Origin of the sequence: Streptomyces sp. HUAS YS2 (assembly GCF_033343995.1) — a bacterium.
Lineage (GTDB): Bacteria > Actinomycetota > Actinomycetes > Streptomycetales > Streptomycetaceae > Streptomyces > Streptomyces solicathayae.
In genome coordinates this window covers 5966319-5987641 of the sequence record NZ_CP137573.1, presented here as the reverse complement: position 1 = coordinate 5987641, position 21323 = coordinate 5966319, and the positions used below count along the sequence as shown (strand labels likewise).

The window sequence follows — 21323 nt, the reverse complement described above, 5'->3', positions numbered from 1 at the left end:
CTCAGCTCTCCTTGTTGACAGTTGCGGCATCCAGAAAGGCGGGACGCTCCCCGCCGCCGTGCACGAGCAGCGACGCGCCGGAGACGTACCCCGCCCGGTCCGAGGCGAGGAACACGGCGGCCTCGCCGATGTCGGACGGCTCGGCGAGCCGGCCCAGCGGGACGGTCCGGCCGACCGCCGCGATCCCGTTCTCGTCCCCGTAGTGCAGGTGGGACAGCTCGGTGCGGACCATGCCGAGGACGAGGGTGTTGACCCGGACCTCCGGCGCCCATTCCACGGCCATCGAGCGGGCCAGGTTCTCCAGCCCGGCCTTCGCGGCGCCGTACGCGGCGGTCCCCGGCGAGGGCCGCGTCCCGCTGACGCTGCCGATCATCACGACCGAGCCGCGCGCCGCCCGGAGGTGCTCGTAGGCGGCGAGCGTGGCGGTCAGCGGCGCGGTCAGATTGAGCCCGACGACCCGCGCGTGCCGTTCCGCCTCGCCCTCTCCGAGCAGCCGGTACGGCGTCCCGCCCGCGTTGTTGACCAGCACGTCGAGGCGCCCGTACGACTCCGCGACGGCGTCGAAGAAGTCCCGTACCGCCCCGTCGTCCCGCAGGTCGAGGGGCCGGAACTCGGCCTCCCGGCCGCCCTCCTCGACCGGCTCGTCCGGCGGTCGGCGCGCGCAGACCACGACCCGCGCCCCGGCGCGCAGAAAGGCCCGGGCGATGCCCGCGCCCACGCCCCGCGTGCCACCGGTGACGACGGCGACCCTCCCGTCCAGCTCCATCGGCTGCTACCTTTCCTCACCAAGCAGTCACCTAACAAATGTTTGGTGGAAAGGTAGCTGATCCGCTCATGGGTGTCTCCACCTCAAGCCCGGACAAGGGCATCGCCCTCGTCACCGTCGACTTCCCACCCGTCAACGCGCTGCCCGTACAGGGCTGGTACGACCTCGCCGACGCCGTCCGCACGGCCGGCCGCGACCCCGAGATCCGCTGCGTGGTGCTCGCCGCCGCCGGCCGCGGCTTCAACGCGGGCGTCGACATCAAGGAGATGCAGCGCGAACACGGTTCGGGACGGCACTCCGCGCTCATCGGCGCCAACCACGGCTGCGCCGAGGCGTTCGCCGCGGTGTACGAGTGCGAGGTCCCGGTCGTCGCCGCGGTGCAGGGCTTCTGCCTGGGCGGCGGGATCGGCCTCGTCGGCAACGCCGACGCGATCGTCGCCGCCGACGACGCGACCTTCGGGCTGCCGGAACTGGACCGCGGCGCGCTCGGCGCCGCGACCCATCTGGCCCGGCTGGTGCCGCAGCACCTGATGCGGGCCCTGTACTACACCTCGCGCACCGCCACGGCCGCCGAACTGCACGCGCACGGCTCGGTCTGGAAAGTCGTGCCGCGCGAAGAACTGCTCGACGCCGCCCTGGAGTTGGCGGGCGAGATCGCCCGCAAGGACGGCTATCTGATCCGGCTGGCGAAGGCCGCGATCAACGGCATCGACCCCGTCGACGTACGCCGCAGCTACCGCTTCGAGCAGGGCTTCACCTTCGAGGCCAACCTCAGCGGGGTCGCGGACCGCGTCCGGGACACCTTCGGGAAGGAGCGGCAGGCATGACCGACGAGAGCACCGGCGACAAGACCATGACCCCGGACGAGGCGGTGGCCGGGCTGCGTTCCGGCATGACCCTCGGGATCGGCGGCTGGGGCTCCCGGCGCAAACCGATGGCCCTGGTCAGAGCGTTGCTCCGGTCCGAGATCACCGATCTCACGGTGATCTCGTACGGCGGCCCGGACGTCGGCCTGCTGGCCGCGGCCGGCCGGATCCGCAAGCTCGTCGCCGCCTTCACCACGCTCGACTCGATCCCCCTCGAACCGCACTTCCGCGCCGCCCGCGAACGTGGTGGCTTCGAGCTGACCGAGATCGACGAGGCGATGTTCATGTGGGGGCTGCACGCCGCCGCCAACCGCCTGCCGTTCATGCCCGTCCGGGCCGGCCTCGGCTCCGACGTCATGCGGGTCAACCCCGAGCTGCGGACGGTGACGTCGCCGTACCCGAACGACGCGGGCGTGCGGGAGGAGTTCGTCGCCGTCCCCGCCCTGCGCATGGACGCCGCGTTCGTCCACCTCAACCGCGCCGACCGGCTCGGCAACGGCCAGTACCTGGGCCCCGACCCGTACTTCGACGACCTGTTCTGCGAGGCCGCCGACACCGCGTACATCTCCTGCGAGCAGGTCGTCGAGACGGCCGAGCTCACCAAGGACGCGCCGCCACAGTCGCTGCTGGTGAGCCGGCACTCCGTCACCGGGGTCGTCGAGGCCCCGAACGGCGCCCACTTCACGTCCTGCGCCCCCGACTACGACCGCGACGAGCCGTTCCAGAAGCTCTACGCGACGACCCCCTGGCCCGAGTTCGCCGAGCGGTTCCTCTCCGGCGCGAGCGAGCACGACTACCAGACCGCCGTCCAGGCCTGGCACAAGGAGCAGCAGCAGTGATCACCCGCGCGGAATACTGTGTCGTGGCCTGCGCCGAGGCGTGGCGGGACAACGGCGAGGTGCTGGCCGCCGCGATGGCCCCGGTGTCGTCCTTCGGTGCCCGGCTCGCCAAGCGGAGCTTCGCCCCCGAGCTGCTGCTCACCGACGGCGAGGCGATGCTGGTCGGCCTGGACGGCTCCGTCGAGGGCTGGCTGCCGTACCGCAGGCATCTGACGATGGTCACCGGCGGCCGGCGGCACGTCATGATGGGCGCCAGCCAGATCGACCGGCACGGCAACCAGAACATCTCCTGCATCGGCGACTGGGAGCGCCCGGCGCGCCAGCTCCTCGGCGTGCGCGGCGCACCCGTCAACACCCTGAACAACCCGGTGAGTTACTGGGTCCCGAAGCACTCGCCGCGGGTGTTCGTCGAGAAGGTCGACATGATCAGCGGGGTCGGCTACGACCACGCCGTCGGCCCGTACCACCGCATCCCGCGGGTGGTCAGCGACCTCGGCGTGTTCGACTTCGAGACGCCGGACCGGACGATGCGGCTCGCCTCCCTGCACCCCGGCGTGACGGTCGACGAGGTGCGGGCGGCCACCGGCTTCGAGCTGGCGGTCCCGGACGAGGTCCCGTACACCCGCGAGCCGACGGCCGCCGAGCTGCGGCTGATCCGCGAGGTCATCGACCCGAAGGGCGTACGCGACCGGGAGGTCCGGGCCTGATGGAGACCGCGCTCACGAAGCTCACCGGGGTGCGGCACCCGATCGTCCAGACCGGCATGGGCTGGGTCGCCGGGCCACGCCTCGTCTCCGCCACCGCCGAGGCGGGCGCGCTCGGCATCCTCGCCTCGGCGACGATGACCGTGGACCAGCTGCGCAGCGCCGTCCGAGAGGTGAAGTCCCGTACGGACAAGCCGTTCGGGGTCAACCTGCGGGCTGACGCCGGGGACGCGCAGGACCGCGTGCGCATCATCGTCGACGAAGGGGTCAAGGTCGCCTCCTTCGCCCTGGCCCCCTCCCGTGAGCTGATCGCGCGACTGAAGGACGCGGGCGTCGTCGTCGTCCCGTCGATCGGGGCGCGGCGGCACGCCGAGAAGGTCGCGGCGTGGGGCGCGGACGCGGTGATCGTGCAGGGCGGGGAGGGCGGCGGGCACACCGGCGAGGTGGCGACGACGGTGCTGCTGCCGCAGGTCGTCGACGCCGTCGACATCCCGGTGGTCGCGGCCGGCGGCTTCCACGACGGGCGCGGCCTGGTCGCCGCGCTCTCGTACGGCGCGGCGGGCGTGGCCATGGGCACCCGCTTCCTGCTGACCTCGGACTCGACCGTCCCGGACGCCGTCAAGGCGAAGTACCTCGCGGCGACGGTGAAGGACGTCACGGTGACCACCGCCGTGGACGGACTGCCGCACCGGATGCTCCGTACGGAGATGGTGGCGGCGCTCGAACGTGCGGGCCGGGTACGGGCGTTGGCGCAGGCCGTGCGCCGGGCCGCCGGCTTCCGCAAGGTGTCCGGCCTGTCGTGGACCCGGATGGTCCGCGACGGGCTGGCGATGAAACACGGCAAGGACCTGTCGTGGAGCCAGGTCCTGCTCGCCGCGAACACCCCCATGCTCCTCAAGGCGTCCATGGTCGAGGGCCGCACCGACCTCGGCGTCATGGCGTCCGGCCAGGTCGCCGGCGTGATCGAGGACCTGCCGTCCTGCGCGGAGCTCGTCGACCGCGTCATGGCCGAGGCCGAGCACGTGCTCCGCACCCTGCCATCACCAGGGTGAATCCCTCATCCCGCAAGGGAGTTCAGACATGCCCCTGACCAGACGCGCTCTGCTGGGCAGCGCGACCGCCACCGCAGTGGCGGCCGTGCTCTCCCCCACCGCGGCGGCCGCACACCGTCGCCCACGCGTCACCGCCACCGCCATCCGGCAGATCCCGCTCCAGGGCGCGGTCAACGTCCGTGACGTGGGCGGCTACCTCACCTACACCGGCGACCGGGTCCGTCAGGGCCTGGTGTACCGGGGCGACGCGCTCGGCAAGCTGACGGACGCCGACCTCACGACCCTGGCGGGCCTCGGCCTCGGCAAGGTCGTCGACTTCCGCATCCCGCTGGAGATCCAGTACGACGGCGCCGACCGGCTCCCGGCCGGCCCGGTCGCCGTCTCCCGCCAGATCACCGACAACGGCCTGTTCGGCCAGCTGATGGCCGCGATCGGGTCGCGCGACCCGGTCCGGCAGGAGCAGATGCTGGGCAACGGCCGGGCCGCCGCGTTCATGCGCGAGGTGTACCGGTCGTTCGTGACGAGCGCCGAGAACCGCGCGGCCTTCGGCGCGACGCTCCGCGACCTGGCACGCCCGGGCTCCGGCCCGCTGCTGTACCACTGCACCTCGGGCAAGGACCGTACGGGCTGGACGAGTTACCTGCTCCTGAAGGCCCTGGGCGTCCCGGAGCAGTCGGCCGTCTCCGACTACCTGGCGTCCAACACCATCCGCGCCGCGTACGACGCGAGGGTCCGCGAGGGCCTGAAGCAGAGCGGCATGATGCAGAACCCGGACCTCATCATCCCCCTCCAGGAGGTCCGCAACGAGTACCTGGACACGGCACTGGGTGAGGTCCAGTCGTCCTACGGCAGCCTCTTCCGCTTCCTGACGGCCGGCCTGGGCCTGGACATCCCCACCCTCTCGGCCCTCCAGAACCGTCTGGTCGCCTGACCCGCCGCACACACCGGCGGCCCGCCGTCCCGGGCCGCCGAGCGCGTTGAGAGGGTCAGGAACCGGCTGCGGGCCTGCGGCGGCGGGCTCGGTTGTCGGGGGTGCGGGTGCCGGCGGACGTCGTGCCGGACCGGCTCGTGCCGGACTGGTTCGCGCCTGACTGGTTCGCGCCGCCGTTGCGGCGGGAGCGGTCGCCCGAGCCGGAGGCTGCGCCCGTGCCGGAGCGGCGGGGGGTCGACTCGGCGGTGGAGCCGGAGCCTCGGCCGCCGCGGCGGCGGTTGCGGGTGGCGGAGCCGGGCCTGGAGGACTTCGCGGACGGCTGCTGCGCGGGGATGGGGACCTCGATGACGACCGGGGTGCCGGAGGGCTCGCGGGCGCCCGTCAGGGTGGCGAGCTCAGGGTCGCTGGACTTGACCTGCGCGGTGCGCGGAGTGATGCCCGCGTGGGACATCAGGCGGGTCATGTCGCGCTTCTCCTCCGGCAGGACGAGGGTGACGACGCTGCCGGACTCGCCGGCGCGGGCGGTGCGGCCGCCGCGGTGCAGGTAGTCCTTGTGGTCCATCGGCGGGTCGACGTTGACGACCAGGTCGAGGTCGTCGACGTGGATGCCGCGGGCCGCCACGTTCGTCGCGACGAGGGCGGTGACCTGGCCGTTCTTGAACTGGTCCAGGGTGCGGTTGCGCTGCGGCTGGGAGCGGCCGCCGTGCAGGCCGGCCGCGCGGACGCCGCTGGCGAGGAGCTTCTTGACCAGCCGGTCCACCGAGCGCTTGGTGTCCAGGAACATGATCGTCCGGCCGTCGCGGGCCGCGATGCGGACCGTGACCTCCTTCTTGTCCGTGGCGTCGAGGACGTAGAGCACGTGGTGCTCCATCGTCGTGACCGCGCCCGCGGACGGGTCCACCGAGTGGACGACCGGGTCGTCCAGGAACATCTTGACCAGCCGGTCGATGTTCTGGTCCAGGGTCGCCGAGAACAGCAGCCGCTGCCCGTCCGGCGCGACCTGCTTCAGGAGCGCCGTGACCTGGGGCAGGAAGCCCATGTCGGCCATCTGGTCGGCCTCGTCGAGAACGGTGATCGCGACCTCGTCGAGGCGGACGTCGCCGCGGTCGATGAGGTCCTTCAGCCGGCCCGGGGTGGCCACCAGGACCTCGGCCCCGCGGCGCAGCGTGGCCGCCTGCCGGGTGATCGACATGCCGCCGACGACGGTCGCGATCCGCAGGTGCACGGCGGTGGCGTACGGGGAGAGCGCGTCGGTCACCTGCTGCGCCAGCTCCCGCGTGGGCACCAGGACCATCGCCAGCGGCGCCTTCGGCTCGGCGCGGCGGCCGTGGGTGCGGGCGAGCAGCGCGAGGCCGAAGGCGAGGGTCTTGCCGGAGCCGGTGCGGCCGCGGCCGAGGATGTCGCGGCCGGCGAGCGAGTTCGGCAGGGTCGCGCCCTGGATCGGGAACGGCTCGGTGACGCCCTGCGCGGCGAGCGTCTTGACCAGCGCGGCGGGCATGTCCAGGGCGTCGAACGACTCCACGGACGGCAGAGCGGGGGTGACGGTCTGCGGCGGCGTGAACTCGCGCGGCGGCGGAGGCGTGGCCGGGCCCCGGCCCTTGCCGGATCCCTTGCCGCCCCTCGGGGCGGCCTTGGGGGCGGCCTTCGCGGGGCGCCGCCGGGCGGCGGGGCGTTCGGAGCGGGTCATGGGTCTGCCTTCCTGGCGGCTGGGCACAGCACTCGCCGGGCGCCCGCGTGGGGTCCCGGCGAGGGGGCGTTCTGGGGTATCCGGAGAAGTTCCGGAGCATCCCGGAAACGATGACGCGCCTGAGGGTCATTCCCGTCAGGCGCGCATGAAGTCCATGGGTACCGAAACCACAACCAAGCGACCCTAGCACGCGCGCCCCACCCGTCCCGAGAATGGTCGCCATGGACACCACAAGCCGTACGCCGGTCCAGGAACCCCTCGCCCGGACCCTCTGGACCCTGTTCGAGCCACTGCACGCCGTCACCTATTTCGCTCCCGAGTGCGCTGCCGCGTTCGAGGAGGCCGGGCTGCGGGGGTTCTGGCGGGGCTATTTCGCGGGGCGCGCGGCGCCCTTCGGAGCGACCGGTCCGGCGCCTGTGACCTCGGCGTTCTTCAACTTCGCGCCGTCGATGGCGGCCCGCGCGCTGCCCGCCGTGTGGGAGAAGGTGCCGCCCGCCGAGGCGCTGCGGCTGCGCGCGGCGGGCGCCCGGGCGGCGCTGCGCCGGCTGCTCGCCGGCCTGGAGAAGGAGACGGAGCGGGCGGCGGAGCTGCTGGCGGCCCGCCTCGACGGGCTCGACTGCGCGGGCCGCCCGCTGGCCGCGGTGAACGCCGCGCTCCCCCGCCCCGAGGACGCGGCCGGCCTGCTCTGGCACGCCGCGACGGTGCTGCGCGAGCACCGCGGCGACGGCCATGTCGCGGCGCTGGTCGCCGCGGGCCTGGACGGCTGCGAGATCCTCGTCCTGCGGGCCGGCCACGACACGACGCGCACGGAGCTGCAGCCGTACCGGGGCTGGACCGACGACCAGTGGGAGGCGGCGATGACCCGCCTCGTACGACGCGGGCTGCTCACCCCGGACGGCCGCGCGACGGCCGAGGCCGACCGCCTCCTCGCCACGATCGAGGCGGCGACGGACACGGCGGCGGCGCGCCCGTGGGCGGACCCGGAGGACGCGGACGGGCTCGCCGCGCGGCTCCGCCCCCTGGCGGTGGCCGCCGGCAACGCCCTCCGCTGGCCCAACCCCATCGGCGTCCGCCGCACCACCGACTAGACGAAACTCACAGCCGGCACGGCCGCCACACCGCTACAGCCGCTACAGCCGCTCGATGATCGTCACGTTCGCCTGGCCCCCGCCCTCGCACATCGTCTGGAGGCCGAAGCGGCCTCCGGTGCGCTCCAGTTCGTTCAGCAGGGTCGTCATCAGCCGCACCCCGGTCGCGCCCAGCGGGTGGCCCAGGGCGATCGCGCCGCCGTTGACGTTGACGCGCTCCGGGTCCGCGCCGGTCTCCTTCAGCCAGGCGAGGACGACCGGGGCGAAGGCCTCGTTGATCTCGACGAGGTCGATGTCGTCGATGGTCATGCCGGTCTTCTTCAGCGCGTACGCGGTCGCCGGGATCGGGGCGGACAGCATGCGGATGGGGTCCTCGCCGCGCACCGACAGGTGGTGGACACGGGCCCTGGGCGTCAGGCCGTGTTCACGGACCGCGCGCTCGCTCGCCAGCAGCATCGCCGCCGCGCCGTCCGAGACCTGCGAGGAGCAGGCCGCCGTGATCGTGCCGCCCTCCACCACCGGGGCGAGACCCGCCATCTTCTCCAGGGTCGTGTCACGGCGCGGGCCCTCGTCCGCGGTGACGTCCCCGTACGCGACGGTCTCCCGCGTGAAGCGGCCCTCGTCGAGCGCGCGGATCGCCCGCTGGTGCGAGCGGAGGGCGAAGTTCTCCTGGTCGCGGCGGGTGATCCCCCACTTCTTCGCGATCAGCTCGGCTCCGTGGAACTGGTTGACCGGCGCGTCCCCGTACCGGGCCCGCCAGCCCTCGCTGCCCGCGTACGGCCCCTCGGTGAAGCCGAGCGGCTCCGCCGCCTGCCGGGACGCGAAGGCGATCGGGATCATCGACATGTTCTGGGTGCCGCCGGCGACCACCAGGTCCTGGGTGCCGGAGAGCACCCCCTGCGCGGCGAAGTGCACGGCCTGCTGCGAGGACCCGCACTGCCGGTCGACGGTGACGCCGGGCACCTCCTCGGGCAGTCCGGCGGCCAGCCACGCCGTGCGGGCGATGTCGCCGGCCTGCGGCCCGACGGTGTCGAGGCAGCCGAAGACGACGTCCTCGACGGCCGCCGGGTCGATCCCGCTCCGCTCGACGAGCGCCTTCAGCACGTGCGCGCCCAGGTCGGCCGGGTGGACGCCCGAGAGGCCTCCCCTGCGCCGGCCCACCGGGGTCCGCACCGCATCGACTATGTAGGCCTCGGCCATGACGACTCCTTCATCGGTTATGTGCGTACGGCGATGCCGTCGAGCACCATCGACAGGTACTGACGGGCGATCTCCTCCGGGCTGTGCTGCCCGCCCGGCCGGTACCAGGACGCCGCCACCCACACCGTGTCGCGCACGAAGCGGTAGGTGAGCCGGATGTCCAGGTCCGCCCGGAAGACCTGCGCGGCGACCCCGCGCTCCAGCGTCCCGAGCCACGCCTTCTCGAACTTCTGCTGCGAGTCGGCGAGGTAGTGGAAGCGGGGCTGGGCGCTCAGGTGCCGGGACTCCTTCTGGTAGATGGCGACGGCGGCGCGGTGCCGGTCGATCTCCCGGAAGGACTCGGTGACGAGGGCCTCGATGGTCTCCCTGGGGCCGAGGCCGGCGGCGAGCACGCCGTCGTACCCCTCCCACAGCTCGTTCAGGAAGGTGGAGAGGATCTCGTCGAGCATCGATTCCTTGGAATCGAAGTGGTAGTAGAGGCTGCCGGCGAGCATGCCGGCCGCGTCGGCGATCTTGCGGACGGTGGTGGCGTTGTACCCCTGGGCGGCGAACACCTCGGCTGCCGTGTCCAGGAGTTCACGGCGCCGCTCGGGAGTGGCGGTCACCTGGGTCTTCTTCTTGTTCGGCGCGTTCTTGTCAGGCACGGCTTCATTGTCGTCGCTTTCGCCGCTACGCCCGCTGGCTGCTGACCGAGACGGTCTCGCCGGTCATGTAGGACGAGTAGCCACTGGCCAGGAAGACGATCACGTTGGCGATCTCCCAGGGCTCGGCGTACCGGCCGAACGCCTCCCGTTCGGTGAGTTCGGCGAGCAGCTCGGCCGAGGTGACCTTCACCAGGTGGGGGTGCATGGCGAGGCTGGGCGAGACCGCGTTGACGCGGACGCCGTACTCCGCCGCCTCCACCGCCGCGCACCGGGTCAGCGCCATCACGCCCGCCTTGGCGGCGGCGTAGTGGGCCTGGCCGGCCTGGGCGCGCCAGCCGACGACGGAGGCGTTGTTGACCACGACCCCGCCGCCGCCAACCTCCTTGAAGTGCCTCAGCGCCGCCCTGGTACAGCGGAAGGTGCCGTTCAGGGTGACGTCGAGGACCCGGGTCCACTGCTCGTCGGTCATGTCGACGAGGGCCGCGGTGCCGCCGAGGCCGGCGTTGTTGACGACGACGTCGAGCCGGCCGTGCAGCCGTACCGCCTCCGCGAACAGCGCCGCCACCTGCTCCTCGTCGGTGACGTCGCAGGGGAGGGACGAGATGCGCTCCGCACCGAACTCCTCCGCCAGCGCCTCTTCCGTCTCTTTCAGGCGGCGGGCGTGGGCGTCGCTGACGAGGACCCGCGCACCCTCCTCCAGGAACCTGCGGGCGGTGGCCCCGCCGATGCCGGCGCCCGCGGCAGCCGTGATGACGGCGGTACGGCCGTCCAGCAGGGCGTGGCCCGGGACGTACGGCGGGACTGCGGTCATGCGCGCGCCTCCTTCGGCAGGCCGAGCACCCGCTCGGCGATGATGTTCCGCTGGATCTCGCTGGATCCGGCGTAGACGGTGTCGGCGCGGGAGAAGAGGAACAGCCGCTGCCAGTCGTCGAGTTCGTACGGTGCTCCGGCGGCGAGGGTCGACGCGGCCCCGCACACGTCCATGGCGAGTTCGCCGAGGTCGCGGTGCCAGTGGGACCAGGCGAGCTTGGCGGTGGAGGCGTCCACGTCGCCGCGCAGCGCGGTGGCCCGCAGGGTCTCCAGGCCGATCCACGCCTGGACCAGCCGGTCACGGATCAACGGGTCGGCGAGAGTGCCGTTGCGCCGGGCCAGTTCCGCCAGGCCCTCCCATTCGCGTCGGAAGCCGACCTGCTGGCCGAGCGTGGAGACGCCGCGCTCGTAGCCGAGGGTGGCCATGGCGATCCGCCAGCCGTCGCCGGGCGCGCCGACGACGTGGGAGGCGGGGGTGCGGGCGCCGTCGAAGAAGACCTCGTTGAACTCTCTGGTCCCGGTGAGCTGCACGATGGGCCGGATCTCGACGCCGGGCCGGTCGAGCGGGACGAGCAGGTACGAGAGCCCGCTGTGCCGCCGCGCACCCGGCGCCTCCGTGCGGGCGACGACGAAGCACCACTGGGACTCGTGGGCGAGCGAGGTCCAGATCTTCTGTCCGGTGACGACCCACTCGTCGCCCTCCCGCACCGCCCGGGTGCGGACGTTCGCCAGGTCGGAGCCGGCGTCGGGCTCGCTGTAGCCCTGGCACCAGAGTTCCTCGACGGCCCGGATCGGGGGCAGGAAGCGGGCCTTCTGCTCCTCGGTGCCGTGCTCGATCAGGGTCGGGCCGAGCAGCTGCTCGCCGATGTGGTTGACGCGGGCGGGGGCGTCGGCGAGCGCGTACTCCTCGTGGAACGCGATCTGCTGCTCGATGCTCGCGCCGCGCCCGCCGTACTGCTCGGGCCAGCCGACGCAGGTCCAGCCGTGGGCGGCCATGTGGCGTTCCCAGGCGAGGCGTTCGGCGAACGCCTCGTGTTCCCGGCCGGGCCCGCCGCGTCCCTTCAGGGCGGCGAACTCGCCGGTGAGGTGGGCCCGTAGCCAGTCGCGGACCTCGGTGCGGAACTCCTCGACGGTGCTCATGGCCGTACGTTAACCTACCAAACACTTGTTAGGGAAGGATGCTCGGAATGACCCAGGCTCCCGTCGACCCCACCGCGCCCGACGCCCCCGAGGCGCAGGCACCGCCCGTCCGGTACGAACGCCGAGGCCCCGTCGCGTACGTCACCATGAACCGGCCCCGCTACCGCAACGCCCAGAACTCCGCGATGACCTACGCCCTGGACGAGGCCTTCTACCGGGCGGCCGACGACCCCGAGGTGAAGGTCGTGGTTCTGGCCGGCGCCGGGGACCACTTCTCCGCGGGACACGACATCGGCACCCCCGAGCGCGACGCGCACCTGCCCTTCGAACGGCGCGCCGGGCTCTGGTGGGACCACTCCGACAAGCGGGGCGCGGAGGCGCGCTTCGCCCGCGAGTCGGAGGTGTACCTGGGCATGTGCCGGCGCTGGCGAGAGCTGCCGAAGCCCGTGATCGCCGCGGTCCAGGGCGCGTGCGTGGCGGGCGGGCTGATGCTCGCCTGGGTCTGCGACCTGATCGTGGCGAGCGAGGACGCGTTTTTCGCGGACCCGGTGGTGCGGATGGGCATCCCGGGCGTGGAGTACTTCGCGCACCCGTGGGCGATGCCGCCGCGGATCGCGAAGGAGTTCCTCTACACCGGGGACCGGATGCCGGCCCGGCGGGCCTACGAGCTCGGCATGGTGAACCGGGTCGTCCCGCGCGACGAACTGGCCGCTTCGGTGGACGAGTTGGCGCTGCGGATCGCCGAGATGCCGCGGATGGGCCTGGCGCTCACCAAGCGCGCGGTCAACCAGGCCGAGGACCTCCAGGGGCTGCACGCCGGCATGGACTCGGTCTTCGGCCTGCACCACCTGGCCCACGCGCACAACGCCGAGACGGCGGCGGACTCGCTGGGCGGCATGGACGTGGCCGCGATGAAGCGGAAGGCGACAGTCTGATGGACCTTCACGAGAGCGCGTCGATACGAGACTTCCGGGCCGAGGCCCGGGAGTGGCTGCGGGCGCACGTACCCGCCGAGCCGCTGCCGTCCCTGGAGACCGGCGAGGGCTTCGCCGCGCACCGGAAGTGGGAGGCCGAACTGGCCGCCGCCCGCTGGTCGGTGGTCTCCTGGCCGGAGGAGTACGGCGGCCGGGGCGTCGACATCTTCCACTGGCTGGCCTTCGAGGAGGAGTACTGGGCGGCGGGCGCGCCCGGACGGGTCTCGCAGAACGGCATCAACCTGCTCGCCCCCACCCTGTTCGACCATGCCACCGAGGAACAGCGGGCCCGGGTCCTGCCGTCCATGGCGACCGGCGAGGTGGTCTGGGCGCAGGCCTGGTCGGAGCCGGAGGCCGGCTCGGACCTCGCGTCGCTGAAGTCCAGGGCGGTACGGACGGACGGCGGCTGGCTGCTGTCCGGGCAGAAGACCTGGTCCTCGCGGGCCGCCTTCGCGGACCGCGCGTTCGGCATCTTCCGCACCGACCCGGAGGCCCCGAAGCCCCACCAGGGCCTGACGTACCTGATGTTCGACCTGCGGGCGCCCGGCGTGACGGTCCGGCCGATCGGCCGGCTGGACGGCAAGCCTGCGTTCGCCGAGCTCTTCCTCGACCGGGTCTTCGTGCCCGACGCGGACGTGATCGGCGAGCCGGGGCAGGGCTGGCGGATCGCGATGTCGACGACCGGCAACGAGCGCGGGCTGATGCTCCGCTCCCCCGGTCGCTTCCTGGCCGCCGCCGACCGTCTCGTACGGCTCTGGCACGAGCAGGGCGATCCCGGGGACACCGCGCTGCGGGACCGGGTCGCGGACGCGGTGATCGGCGCGCGGGCGTACGAGTTGTTCACGGCGGCGGGCGCGGCGCGGTTCGCCGGGGGCGCGACCATCGGCGCGGAGTCCAGCCTGAACAAGGTGTTCTGGTCCGAGTTCGACATCGCCCTGCACGAGACGGCGCTCGACCTGCTCGGCCCGGACGGCGAACTCGCCGACGGGGAATGGGCGGAGGGCCATGTCTTCTCCCTCGCCGGCCCGATCTACGCCGGTACGAACGAGATCCAGCGCGACATCATCGCCGAGCGCCTGCTCGGCCTCCCGAAGGGCCGCCGCTGATGGGATTCCTGCTCACCGACGAACAGCGGGACTTCGGCCGCTCGCTGGACGCGATGCTCACCGCCGCGGACACCCCGGCGGCGATCCGCGCGCGGGCCGGCGGCGACGCCGGGCCGGCCCGGGCGCTGTGGGCGCGGCTCGCGGAGGCGGGCGTGTTCGCGCTCGCGGTCCCGGAGGAGTACGAGGGCATGGGCCCGCTCCCGGTGGAGACGGCCGTCGCCTTCGAGGAGCTGGGGCGCCACGCGGCCCCGGGCCCGTTCGCGGAGACGGTCGCGTCGGCCGCGCTGCTGTCCGCGCTGGCGGAGGCGGGCACGGATGCCCCGGCGAAACGCCTGCTCCCGGCCCTGGCGGCGGGCGAGACGGTCGCCACGCTGTGTGCGGGTCCCGGGCCGTACGCCGCCGACGCCGATCTCGCCGACGTGGTCCTCGTCGTCGACGGGGACCGGCTCCTGCTCGCGCCCGGCCACGGGGCGGTACGGGAGTCCGCCGATCCGGCTCGGCGGCTCGCGCGACCCGAGGAGGGCGGCGAGCTGCTCGCGGCCGGGCCCGCCGTGGTGGCGGCCGCGGAACGGGCCCGCCGGTGGGCGGCGCTGGCCACGGCCGCGCAGTGCCTGGGGCTCGGGCGGGCACTGCTGGACCGGACGGTCGCGTACACGAAGCAGCGCACCCAGTTCGGCGTGCCGGTGGGGTCCTTTCAGGCGGTCCGGCACCGGCTCGCGGACGTGCTGATCGGCCTCGAGTTCGCCCGGCCGCTGCTGCACGGCGCGGCGCTCACGATGACCGACGCGGACGTGGCGGCGGCCAAGGTGACGGCCGGCGAGGCCGCGTACGCCGCCGCCCGCGCCGCGCTCCAACTGCACGGCGCGATCGGCTACACCGAGGAGCTCGACCTCTCCCTCTGGCTCCGCAAGGCCCGCCCCCTCCGCGACACCTGGGGCACCCCGGCGGAGTGCCGCGCGATCGTCCTGGCGGCCGCGCCGCTTCGGAGGCATGATGACCCGCATGACGGTCCACTGCCGAAAGGCGTATGGGGCGTAACCGTCCCGGCGCGCTCCGCGCCCTGAGAAAGACTGCAGGCCCCCCGATCCGGCGATGGGTGGAGGAGCTGCACCCGCCCATCGACCGGCTCTCGGTTGCCACCAGTTCCGCGATCCGGATCGCGGAACGGACCGGGCCCGACTACCACCTGGCGCCGGGCCGGACCGCCGAGTGCCTCGCCGCGTACCGCCGCTTCCTGTCCCGGCCGGGCTCCCGGCTCCTGCTGACCCGGTCCGACTGTCCGGCCTGCCCGGGCTGCGCCTACGACGACGTCGCGGAGGTCCGCGACGCGCTGGAAGCGGTCATGCTCGCCCTCCCGGCGCGGCCGCGTGCCGAGCTGCGCCGGCTGCTCGGGCCGCTCGACGCCGCGTTCCTCCGCCGAACGCTGCCGAACCCGGACCCCCGGCCGGACCGGTGGGACGGCCGGCAGGGCATGCGGGAGCCGTGGTGGTACCGCAGGGCGTACGACGACGACTGACCGCCGCACGCCGACCGGCGGCGCCGCGTCGCCTCAGGTGCGGCGGATCGTGCGGACGGGGCGGCCCGGGTGCCAGGTTCGGACGACGAGTTCGTCGTTCTCGACGGTCGTGCGGACCACCTCCGTCAGGTCGAGGCGGAACAGGTGGAACGGGAGCGGCGCGCCGATCGCCTTCGCGAAGCGGTCCAGGGTCTCCTGGTCGGTGGCCTCGATCGCCCGGCCGGAGACCCGGACGTCGCCGCCGCCCATCTCCGCGCCCTCGCCCGGGTTGGCGAGCAGCGAGAAGCGCGGGTCGCGCAGCAGGTCCTGCGCCTTGCGGGAGTCGGGCATCATCGTGAGGACGAGCTCGTCGAGCGGGAACTTCGCCTCCAGGCCGGTCAGCCGGGGCGAGCCGTCCTTGCGGAGGGTCGCGAGGACGTGGTGCGTGTACTTCCCGAAACGCTCGCGCACGGTCGCGGCGAGGTCCGGCTCGGCCTGCTGGAAGTCTGCCCAGGTGGTGGTCATGGCTCCTATGAAACCCTGGATACCCGACGTCTTCTGTCCGGATTACTCTGACCGCTCGCCCGCGCTGCGCTCCACGCAGAACTCGTTGCCCTCCGGGTCCGCGAGGGTCGCCCAGCCCGTGCCGTCCTCACGGCGATGGTCGCCGACCAGCGTCGCGCCGAGCTTCAGGAGCCGCTCGACCTCCTCGTCACGGGTGCGGTCCTGCGGCTGGAGGTCGAAGTGGACGCGGTTCTTGACGCTCTTGCCCTCGGGCACGGTCACGAACAGGATGCCGGTGCCCTCGTACTCCACCAGCGCCTCGGGGTCTCCGGGGGCGTCCTCGTCGGAGACCCTGCCGCCCACCACCTCCGCCCAGAAGACGGCCTGCGCGTACGCGTCGGAGCAGTCGAAGGTCACGTGCCTCACGAGAGATGCCATGCCGGCCAGTGTTCCCGACCCGTCCGCGCCCCGGCGAACGATTTACGCGCCGGAGCGCCGAGGAACGCCCCGGAACACCCCCGTCCGGACGTACGGGCGTTCTAGCGTGCTTGTCATGACCACTCTCAGGTACGGACGGGCGCTGCTGCCCGCCCTCGCGGCGCTCCTGCTGCTCCTCCCGCAGACGGCCGCGGCACGGGACGCGCGGGACGCCCGGGAGGTGCGGGAGGCGGCACCGGTCGCGGCGACACCGGACCGGCCCTCGTACGACGTGGCGCTGCGCTCCGACGCCGACGGCTCGCACTGGACCGGCCGGCAGACCGTGTCGTTCCGCAACGCCGCCCGTACGCCGCTGCGTTCGATCGACGTCCGGCTGTGGGGCAACGGCACCGACGGCTGCGGCGCCCCGGGTGCGCCGTCCCCGGTGCGCGTGAGCAAGGTCGCCGGCGGCACCCCGCGGCCCCTCACCGTCGGCTGCACCGCGCTGCGGATCGACCTGCCCGAGCCGCTGCCGTACGGGGCGCGGGCGAGGGTCTCCTTCGACGTCGCGATCACCGTCCCGGACCGCGTGCACCGCTTCGGCCGGGACGGCGCGCACCGCTACCTCGGCAACGCGCTGCCGCTGCTGTCCGTGCGCGACGCACAGGGCAGGCACCTCGACCCGGACGTCGGCTTCGGCGAGAGCTTCCACACCCTGGCCGGTGACTTCCGGGTCGTGCTCGACCACCCGAGCGCTCTGGTGGTCCCCGCGACGGGGACCACGACCCGGCGTCCGGGCGCGCAGGGCCGCACGGTGAGCACGAGTGTCGCGCGCGGGGTGAGGGACTTCGCCTGGGCGGCTGGCCCGTTCCGTACGAAGTCGGTGACCTCGCCCGGCGGCGTACGACTCAACGCGTACTGGACCGCCGCCACCCCCGCCGAGGGCGTCGCGCTCGACCTGAAGAACGCCGTCGGCTCGGTCGACGCGTTCGGGAAGCGGTTCGGCCGCTATCCGTACGGCGAGCTCGACCTCGTCATGAGCGACAACCTCGACGACTTCGGCAACATGGAGTTCCCCGGCCTCGTCCTGCTGTGGACCGAACCCGAGGGTTCCGCGGTCGTGCACGAGATCGCCCACCAGTGGTTCTACGGCATCGTCGGCAACGACCAGTTCGCGTCGCCCTGGCTGGACGAGTCCTTCGCCCAGTACGCCAACCAGCTGTACTACGGGGAGGACAACGCGACCTGCTGGGAGGACCAGGGCGCGTGGCCCAGCGACACGGCCGCGCTCACCCGGGCCATGGGCTACTACGCGGACGGCCGGCGCTCGGAGTTCGTCAGGGTCGTCTACATGCGCGGCGCGTGCGCCCTGCACGACCTGGAACGCGTCCTGGGCGGCCCGGCGATGGCACGCATGATGCGCGGCTACGTGCGCGACCACTGGCTGGGTGTCGCCACGACCGCTGACTTCAAGCGCGCGGCCCAGGCGGCGACGGCGCGGGACCTCGGCCCGTTCTGGACGGAGCACCGGATCCGCTGACGGGTCGAGCGGCCCCGACTCAGCGCACGATGCCCTGGGTCCGGGCCGCCGCCAGCCACGACGGGAACTCGGCGACCAGCCGGTCGTACAGCTCGGCGTCCGACACCCGGCTCGGGTTCTGGCCGGCGTGGAAGAAGCCGGCGTTGTCGATCGGGCGCTTCGCGGGGACGTCGAGCTCGTCGAGCTTGCGCAGGAACTCGAACTGCCGGCTGTTCGGGTCGCCGAAGCCGATGAACTGCCAGAACAGCGGCAGCTTCGCGGCCTTGCACAGGTAGCGCTCGGCGGCGAGCTTGTTGATCGGGCCGCCGTCCGTCTGGAAGACGACCAGCGCGGGCGCGGTGGATCCGCTGTCCAGGTAGTGGTCGATGACCGCGTCCATCGCCAGGTGGTAGCTCGTCTTGCCCATGTGGCCGAGCCCGGCGACGATCCGGTCGATCCGGCCCTGGTGGTCGGCGAGCGCGATGTCGGTCTCGGCGTCGATGTCGGTGGAGAAGAACACCACCGGCACCCGGCCGTCGTCGTCGAGGTGCGTGGAGAGGCCCAGCACCCGGTCGGCGAGGGCCTGCACGCTGCCGTCGTTGTAGTACGGCTTCATCGAACCCGAGTAGTCGACGACCAGGTACACGGCGACCCGCTGCCCGTCGAGGCCGTGCCTGCGGACCGAGTCCCCGGCCGTCTTGTACAGGCTGACCAGGGCCGGGGCGGTCTCCTCGATCTTGCGCAGGCTCAGGGCCATGGGACGGGTCTCCGTTTCGGCGTGCGGCGGCGCGCGGCGGGCGGCCGACGCGACTTCGCCGAGCGTACGTGACGTACCCGGCCGGCCGCCAAGGAGTCGCCGGTCAGGCCGCGTTGAGGCCGAGCAGACCGCCGAGCCTGGCGCGGTGCGCGGCCGGAGAGCCGAGCAGCGCGGCGGCGCCGTGGGCGCGCTTGAGGTGGTCGTGGGCGGAGTGCTCCCAGGTGATGCCGATGCCGCCGTGCAGCTGAACGGTCTCGGCGGCGACCCGCTGGTACGCCTCGGCGCACGCGGACTTGGCGGCGGCGGCGAGCCGGGCGGACTCCGGGCCGCCGTCGGCGTGTGCGGCGGCGAGCGCGAGCGAGCGGGCCGCCGCGACGCCCGCGTGCAGGTCGGCCAGCCGGTGCTTCACGGCCTGGAAGGAGCCGATGGGCCGGCCGAACTGGACGCGGTCCTTGGCGTACCGGACCGTGATCTCCAGGGCCCGTTCGGCGGCGCCGACGCACTCGGCGGCGAGCGCGACCGCGCCGACGTCCCGGACCCGCGCGAGGACCGCCGCGCCGTCCTCGGTCAGCAGCCGCGCGGGCGCGCGGTCGAGGACGATCCGGGCGAGCGGCCGGGTGCGGTCGAGGGTGGGCAGCGCCACGAACTCCGCGCCGGGCCCGTCGACCGCGAACAGGCCGAGCCGCCCCTCCGGCGTCCGGGCGAACGCGTACACGAGGTCGGGCGCGTCGGGTCCGGCGAGGACGTACTCCTTCATACCGGTGAGCCGCCAGGTGCCGTCGGGACCGGCATCCGCGTGGGCGGTCAGGTCGTCCGGCTCCCAGCCGCCCGCCTCCGCCCATGCCAGCGCGGCGATCAGCGTGCCGTCGACGAGGCCGGGGGCGAGGTCCGCGTCCGCGGCGACGAGCGCGGTGACGGCGAGGACCGCCGAGCCGAGGTACGGGGTGGGGCTCAGTGCCCGGCCCAACTCCTCCGACACGACGGCGATTTCCGGCAGACCGCAGCCCAGGCCGCCCTGCCTCTCCGGGATCGCGAGGGCGGCGGCGCCGAGCTGTTCGGCCAGCGGCCGCCAGGCGGCCGCACCCCCGTGGCGGGCGAGGACGGACCGTACCGCCGCGCGGAGGTCGTCCTGTTCCGGCGTGGTCCTCATGACTCTCCTCTCGCGGCGCGTCGCAGTTCGCCCTTGAGCAGCTTGCCGCCGGCGTTGCGCGGCAGCTCCCGCAGCGGGACGAAGCGGCGCGGCACCTTGAAGTTGGCGAGCCGTTCCCGGCTCCAGGCGGTCAGCTCGGCGGGGTCGAGCTCGCGGGTGGTGACGACGAAGGCGACGCCGACCTCGCCGAGCCGGTCGTCGGGGGCGCCGACGACGGCCGCGTCGCTGATCGCCTCGTGCCCGAGCAGTACGTTCTCGATCTCGGCGGGGTAGGCGTTGAAGCCGCCGACGACGTACATGTCCTTGAGCCGGTCGGTGATGGCGAGGTAGCCGCGCGCGTCGAGGACGCCGATGTCGCCGGTGCGCAGCCAGCCGTCAGCGTCCACCGCCTCGGCCGTGGCGGCCGGGTCGTCGAGGTAGCCGCGCATCACGTGGTAGCCGCGTACCTGGACCTCGCCGGGCTCGCCCGGCGGCAGGACGTCGCCGAGCGGGGAGGCGATCCGCACCTCGGTGCCGGGCAGCGGCAGGCCGACGGTGTGGGCGAGGGTGTGCGCGTCGGCGTCCGTCGGGCAGACGGAGACGACGCCGCCGGACTCGGTGAGCCCGTACGCGGTGAACACGTCGGGCGCGCCGAGCACGGTGCGCACCTCCTCGACGAGCGCCGTGGGGACGGAGGCGGCGCCGGTGCCGGCGAGGCGCAGCGCGGACAGGTCGTGGTCGGCGCGGCGCGGGTGGTGGATCAGGCCGTGGAAGACGGTCGGCGGGCCCATCAGGCAGGTGACGCGTTCGGCGGCCATCCGCTCCAGGATGCGGTCGGCGTCGTACACCGCCTCGGGGATCATCGCGACGCCCCGGAGCAGGCAGGCGAGCACCCCGGCCTTGTAGCCGAAGGTGTGGAAGAACGGGTTGACCAGCAGGTAGCGGTCGCCGGGGCGGAGGGTGACGAGCCGGGACCACTCCGCGTAGAGGCGCAGGGTCTGGGCGTGGGTGGACATCACACCCTTGGAGCGGCCGGTGGTGCCGGAGGTGTAGAGGATGTCGCAGAGGTCGTCGGGGCGTACGGCGGCGGCCCGGGCGGCGCGTTCGGCCTCGGGCACGGCGTCGCCGGCGGCGAGGTACTCGTCCCAGCCGGGGCCGTGCAGCGGGACGGTGGAGCGCAGGGCGCCGAGGTCCTCGCCGGAGCCGTGCAGGACGGCGGCGTAGTCGGTGCCGAGGAAGTCGTGCTCGGTGAAGAGCACGGTGGCGCCGCTGCGGCGGACGATGTCGGCCGCCTCGGCGGGCTTGTAGCGGGTGTTGACGGGGACGAGGACGGCGCCGACCCCGACCGCGCCGAGCGCGGCGGTGATCCAGTGGCGGCTGTTGGGTGCCCAGATCGCGACCCGGTCGCCGGGGCCGACGCCGTGCGCGAGCGCGGCGCGGCCGGCGGCGGCGATCTCGTCGTGCAGCCGGTCGAAGGTCCAGCGGACCTCGCCGTCGGCGAGTGCTTCGCGACCTGCGTGGACGGTGGCGGCCCAGCCGGGCAGAACGGCGATCGTTGCGGGCAACTCGCCTTTGATGGTTGGCAGTTGGGCGGAGAGACGGCCTTGCAAGGAGACACCCTCCCTACTTGACGAACGAGCGTGGGCGGTATCCAATCACAGGTGTTTCGGTTAGGCATATACCTAGTAGGAACAT

At 73.3% G+C, this 21323-nt stretch carries 22 protein-coding genes; 11 read left to right on the top strand and 11 right to left on the bottom strand.

The window, feature by feature from the left end:
• Position 1: 1 nt before the first annotated feature.
• Positions 2 to 766 carry an SDR family oxidoreductase gene (locus tag R2D22_RS27740; protein ID WP_318107416.1) on the bottom strand — a complete coding sequence of 255 codons (765 nt, stop codon included), beginning with the start codon at positions 764 to 766 and terminating at the stop codon, positions 2 to 4.
• 68 nt (positions 767 to 834) lie between these two features.
• On the opposite strand from R2D22_RS27740, the gene R2D22_RS27735 reads away from it, so the two are divergent.
• The 5 genes from R2D22_RS27735 to R2D22_RS27715 are packed head-to-tail and all read left to right on the top strand — an operon-like array spanning position 835 to position 5158.
• Positions 835 to 1593 carry an enoyl-CoA hydratase family protein gene (locus tag R2D22_RS27735; protein WP_318107415.1) on the top strand — a complete coding sequence of 253 codons (759 nt, stop codon included), beginning with the start codon at positions 835 to 837 and terminating at the stop codon, positions 1591 to 1593.
• Entirely contained in the window at positions 1590 to 2471 is an 882-nt protein-coding gene (locus tag R2D22_RS27730; RefSeq protein WP_318107414.1) for a CoA transferase subunit A, read from the top strand. The genes R2D22_RS27735 and R2D22_RS27730 overlap by 4 nt, the downstream gene beginning before the upstream one ends.
• Positions 2468 to 3178, top strand: a complete 711-nt coding sequence (locus tag R2D22_RS27725) for a CoA-transferase subunit beta (protein WP_318107413.1) — start codon at positions 2468 to 2470, stop codon at positions 3176 to 3178. Before R2D22_RS27730 ends, R2D22_RS27725 begins: the two co-directional genes overlap by 4 nt.
• Positions 3178 to 4227 carry an NAD(P)H-dependent flavin oxidoreductase gene (locus R2D22_RS27720; RefSeq protein ID WP_318107412.1) on the top strand — a complete coding sequence of 350 codons (1050 nt, stop codon included), beginning with the start codon at positions 3178 to 3180 and terminating at the stop codon, positions 4225 to 4227. The genes R2D22_RS27725 and R2D22_RS27720 overlap by 1 nt, the downstream gene beginning before the upstream one ends.
• 28 nt (positions 4228 to 4255) lie before the next feature.
• Positions 4256 to 5158 (top strand): tyrosine-protein phosphatase, encoded by a 903-nt coding sequence (locus R2D22_RS27715; protein ID WP_318107411.1) that lies wholly within the window; start codon positions 4256 to 4258, stop codon positions 5156 to 5158.
• Positions 5159 to 5213: 55 nt separating this feature from the next.
• Here the strand turns inward: R2D22_RS27715 and R2D22_RS27710 are convergent, their stop codons facing one another.
• Positions 5214 to 6845, bottom strand: a complete 1632-nt coding sequence (locus R2D22_RS27710; RefSeq protein WP_318107410.1) for a DEAD/DEAH box helicase — start codon at positions 6843 to 6845, stop codon at positions 5214 to 5216.
• 221 nt (positions 6846 to 7066) lie between these two features.
• Here R2D22_RS27710 and R2D22_RS27705 point away from each other — a divergent pair, with 221 nt between their 5' ends.
• The gene (locus R2D22_RS27705) at positions 7067 to 7933 is read left to right on the top strand and encodes an SCO6745 family protein (RefSeq protein ID WP_318107409.1); all 867 of its coding nucleotides are present in this window, start codon (positions 7067 to 7069) and stop codon (positions 7931 to 7933) included.
• A 42-nt stretch (positions 7934 to 7975) separates the two neighbouring features.
• On the opposite strand, the gene R2D22_RS27700 is transcribed toward R2D22_RS27705, so the two are convergent.
• The 4 genes from R2D22_RS27700 to R2D22_RS27685 are packed head-to-tail and all read right to left on the bottom strand — an operon-like array spanning position 7976 to position 11727.
• A complete protein-coding gene (locus R2D22_RS27700) occupies positions 7976 to 9133 on the bottom strand; it encodes an acetyl-CoA C-acetyltransferase (protein WP_318107408.1) in 1158 nt (385 codons plus the stop codon).
• Positions 9134 to 9150: 17 nt separating this feature from the next.
• Complete coding sequence (locus R2D22_RS27695; RefSeq protein ID WP_318107407.1) at positions 9151 to 9777, bottom strand: TetR/AcrR family transcriptional regulator; 627 nt, start codon at positions 9775 to 9777, stop codon at positions 9151 to 9153.
• A gap of 25 nt (positions 9778 to 9802) precedes the next feature.
• On the bottom strand, positions 9803 to 10588 hold the full coding sequence (locus R2D22_RS27690) for an SDR family oxidoreductase (RefSeq protein WP_318107406.1): 786 nt from the start codon (positions 10586 to 10588) through the stop codon (positions 9803 to 9805).
• The gene (locus R2D22_RS27685) at positions 10585 to 11727 is read right to left on the bottom strand and encodes an acyl-CoA dehydrogenase family protein (RefSeq protein ID WP_318107405.1); all 1143 of its coding nucleotides are present in this window, start codon (positions 11725 to 11727) and stop codon (positions 10585 to 10587) included. Before R2D22_RS27685 ends, R2D22_RS27690 begins: the two co-directional genes overlap by 4 nt.
• Positions 11728 to 11774: 47 nt before the next feature.
• Here R2D22_RS27685 and R2D22_RS27680 point away from each other — a divergent pair, with 47 nt between their 5' ends.
• The 4 genes from R2D22_RS27680 to R2D22_RS27665 are packed head-to-tail and all read left to right on the top strand — an operon-like array spanning position 11775 to position 15323.
• Complete coding sequence (locus R2D22_RS27680; RefSeq protein WP_318107404.1) at positions 11775 to 12662, top strand: enoyl-CoA hydratase; 888 nt, start codon at positions 11775 to 11777, stop codon at positions 12660 to 12662.
• Positions 12662 to 13807: an acyl-CoA dehydrogenase family protein gene (locus R2D22_RS27675; protein WP_318107403.1), complete on the top strand. Its 1146-nt coding sequence runs from the start codon at positions 12662 to 12664 to the stop codon at positions 13805 to 13807. The genes R2D22_RS27680 and R2D22_RS27675 overlap by 1 nt, the downstream gene beginning before the upstream one ends.
• On the top strand, positions 13807 to 14871 hold the full coding sequence (locus R2D22_RS27670; RefSeq protein WP_318107402.1) for an acyl-CoA dehydrogenase family protein: 1065 nt from the start codon (positions 13807 to 13809) through the stop codon (positions 14869 to 14871). Before R2D22_RS27675 ends, R2D22_RS27670 begins: the two co-directional genes overlap by 1 nt.
• Positions 14872 to 14903: 32 nt before the next feature.
• Complete coding sequence (locus R2D22_RS27665; protein WP_318107401.1) at positions 14904 to 15323, top strand: hypothetical protein; 420 nt, start codon at positions 14904 to 14906, stop codon at positions 15321 to 15323.
• 33 nt (positions 15324 to 15356) lie between these two features.
• Here R2D22_RS27665 and R2D22_RS27660 read toward each other — a convergent pair whose 3' ends face one another.
• Positions 15357 to 15827 carry a pyridoxamine 5'-phosphate oxidase family protein gene (locus R2D22_RS27660; RefSeq protein WP_318107400.1) on the bottom strand — a complete coding sequence of 157 codons (471 nt, stop codon included), beginning with the start codon at positions 15825 to 15827 and terminating at the stop codon, positions 15357 to 15359.
• 42 nt (positions 15828 to 15869) lie between these two features.
• Positions 15870 to 16244 (bottom strand): VOC family protein, encoded by a 375-nt coding sequence (locus R2D22_RS27655; protein WP_318107399.1) that lies wholly within the window; start codon positions 16242 to 16244, stop codon positions 15870 to 15872.
• A 115-nt stretch (positions 16245 to 16359) separates the two neighbouring features.
• Here R2D22_RS27655 and R2D22_RS27650 point away from each other — a divergent pair, with 115 nt between their 5' ends.
• On the top strand, positions 16360 to 17763 hold the full coding sequence (locus R2D22_RS27650; protein WP_318107398.1) for a M1 family metallopeptidase: 1404 nt from the start codon (positions 16360 to 16362) through the stop codon (positions 17761 to 17763).
• Positions 17764 to 17782: 19 nt separating this feature from the next.
• Here R2D22_RS27650 and R2D22_RS27645 read toward each other — a convergent pair whose 3' ends face one another.
• The 3 genes from R2D22_RS27645 to R2D22_RS27635 all read right to left on the bottom strand — a co-directional run bounded on the left by R2D22_RS27645 (position 17783) and on the right by R2D22_RS27635 (position 21193).
• Positions 17783 to 18499 (bottom strand): vWA domain-containing protein, encoded by a 717-nt coding sequence (locus R2D22_RS27645; protein WP_318107397.1) that lies wholly within the window; start codon positions 18497 to 18499, stop codon positions 17783 to 17785.
• Between the two features lie 103 nt (positions 18500 to 18602).
• On the bottom strand, positions 18603 to 19649 hold the full coding sequence (locus tag R2D22_RS27640) for an acyl-CoA dehydrogenase family protein (RefSeq protein ID WP_318107396.1): 1047 nt from the start codon (positions 19647 to 19649) through the stop codon (positions 18603 to 18605).
• A complete protein-coding gene (locus R2D22_RS27635; protein ID WP_318107395.1) occupies positions 19646 to 21193 on the bottom strand; it encodes a FadD3 family acyl-CoA ligase in 1548 nt (515 codons plus the stop codon). The genes R2D22_RS27640 and R2D22_RS27635 overlap by 4 nt, the downstream gene beginning before the upstream one ends.
• Positions 21194 to 21323 lie beyond the last annotated feature (130 nt).

Excerpts from the sequence above, each read along its gene's own strand:
- R2D22_RS27740 (WP_318107416.1), bottom strand. The coding sequence starts at position 766 with ATGGAGCTGGACGGGAGGGTCGCCGTCGTCACCGGTGGCACGCGGGGC.
- R2D22_RS27735 (WP_318107415.1), top strand. The coding sequence starts at position 835 with ATGGGTGTCTCCACCTCAAGCCCGGACAAGGGCATCGCCCTCGTCACC.
- R2D22_RS27730 (WP_318107414.1), top strand. The coding sequence starts at position 1,590 with ATGACCGACGAGAGCACCGGCGACAAGACCATGACCCCGGACGAGGCG.
- R2D22_RS27720 (WP_318107412.1), top strand. The coding sequence starts at position 3,178 with ATGGAGACCGCGCTCACGAAGCTCACCGGGGTGCGGCACCCGATCGTC.
- R2D22_RS27715 (WP_318107411.1), top strand. The coding sequence starts at position 4,256 with ATGCCCCTGACCAGACGCGCTCTGCTGGGCAGCGCGACCGCCACCGCA.
- R2D22_RS27710 (WP_318107410.1), bottom strand. The coding sequence starts at position 6,845 with ATGACCCGCTCCGAACGCCCCGCCGCCCGGCGGCGCCCCGCGAAGGCC.
- R2D22_RS27705 (WP_318107409.1), top strand. The coding sequence starts at position 7,067 with ATGGACACCACAAGCCGTACGCCGGTCCAGGAACCCCTCGCCCGGACC.
- R2D22_RS27700 (WP_318107408.1), bottom strand. The coding sequence starts at position 9,133 with ATGGCCGAGGCCTACATAGTCGATGCGGTGCGGACCCCGGTGGGCCGG.
- R2D22_RS27690 (WP_318107406.1), bottom strand. The coding sequence starts at position 10,588 with ATGACCGCAGTCCCGCCGTACGTCCCGGGCCACGCCCTGCTGGACGGC.
- R2D22_RS27685 (WP_318107405.1), bottom strand. The coding sequence starts at position 11,727 with ATGAGCACCGTCGAGGAGTTCCGCACCGAGGTCCGCGACTGGCTACGG.
- R2D22_RS27680 (WP_318107404.1), top strand. The coding sequence starts at position 11,775 with ATGACCCAGGCTCCCGTCGACCCCACCGCGCCCGACGCCCCCGAGGCG.
- R2D22_RS27675 (WP_318107403.1), top strand. The coding sequence starts at position 12,662 with ATGGACCTTCACGAGAGCGCGTCGATACGAGACTTCCGGGCCGAGGCC.
- R2D22_RS27670 (WP_318107402.1), top strand. The coding sequence starts at position 13,807 with ATGGGATTCCTGCTCACCGACGAACAGCGGGACTTCGGCCGCTCGCTG.
- R2D22_RS27660 (WP_318107400.1), bottom strand. The coding sequence starts at position 15,827 with ATGACCACCACCTGGGCAGACTTCCAGCAGGCCGAGCCGGACCTCGCC.
- R2D22_RS27655 (WP_318107399.1), bottom strand. The coding sequence starts at position 16,244 with ATGGCATCTCTCGTGAGGCACGTGACCTTCGACTGCTCCGACGCGTAC.
- R2D22_RS27650 (WP_318107398.1), top strand. The coding sequence starts at position 16,360 with ATGACCACTCTCAGGTACGGACGGGCGCTGCTGCCCGCCCTCGCGGCG.
- R2D22_RS27645 (WP_318107397.1), bottom strand. The coding sequence starts at position 18,499 with ATGGCCCTGAGCCTGCGCAAGATCGAGGAGACCGCCCCGGCCCTGGTC.
- R2D22_RS27640 (WP_318107396.1), bottom strand. The coding sequence starts at position 19,649 with ATGAGGACCACGCCGGAACAGGACGACCTCCGCGCGGCGGTACGGTCC.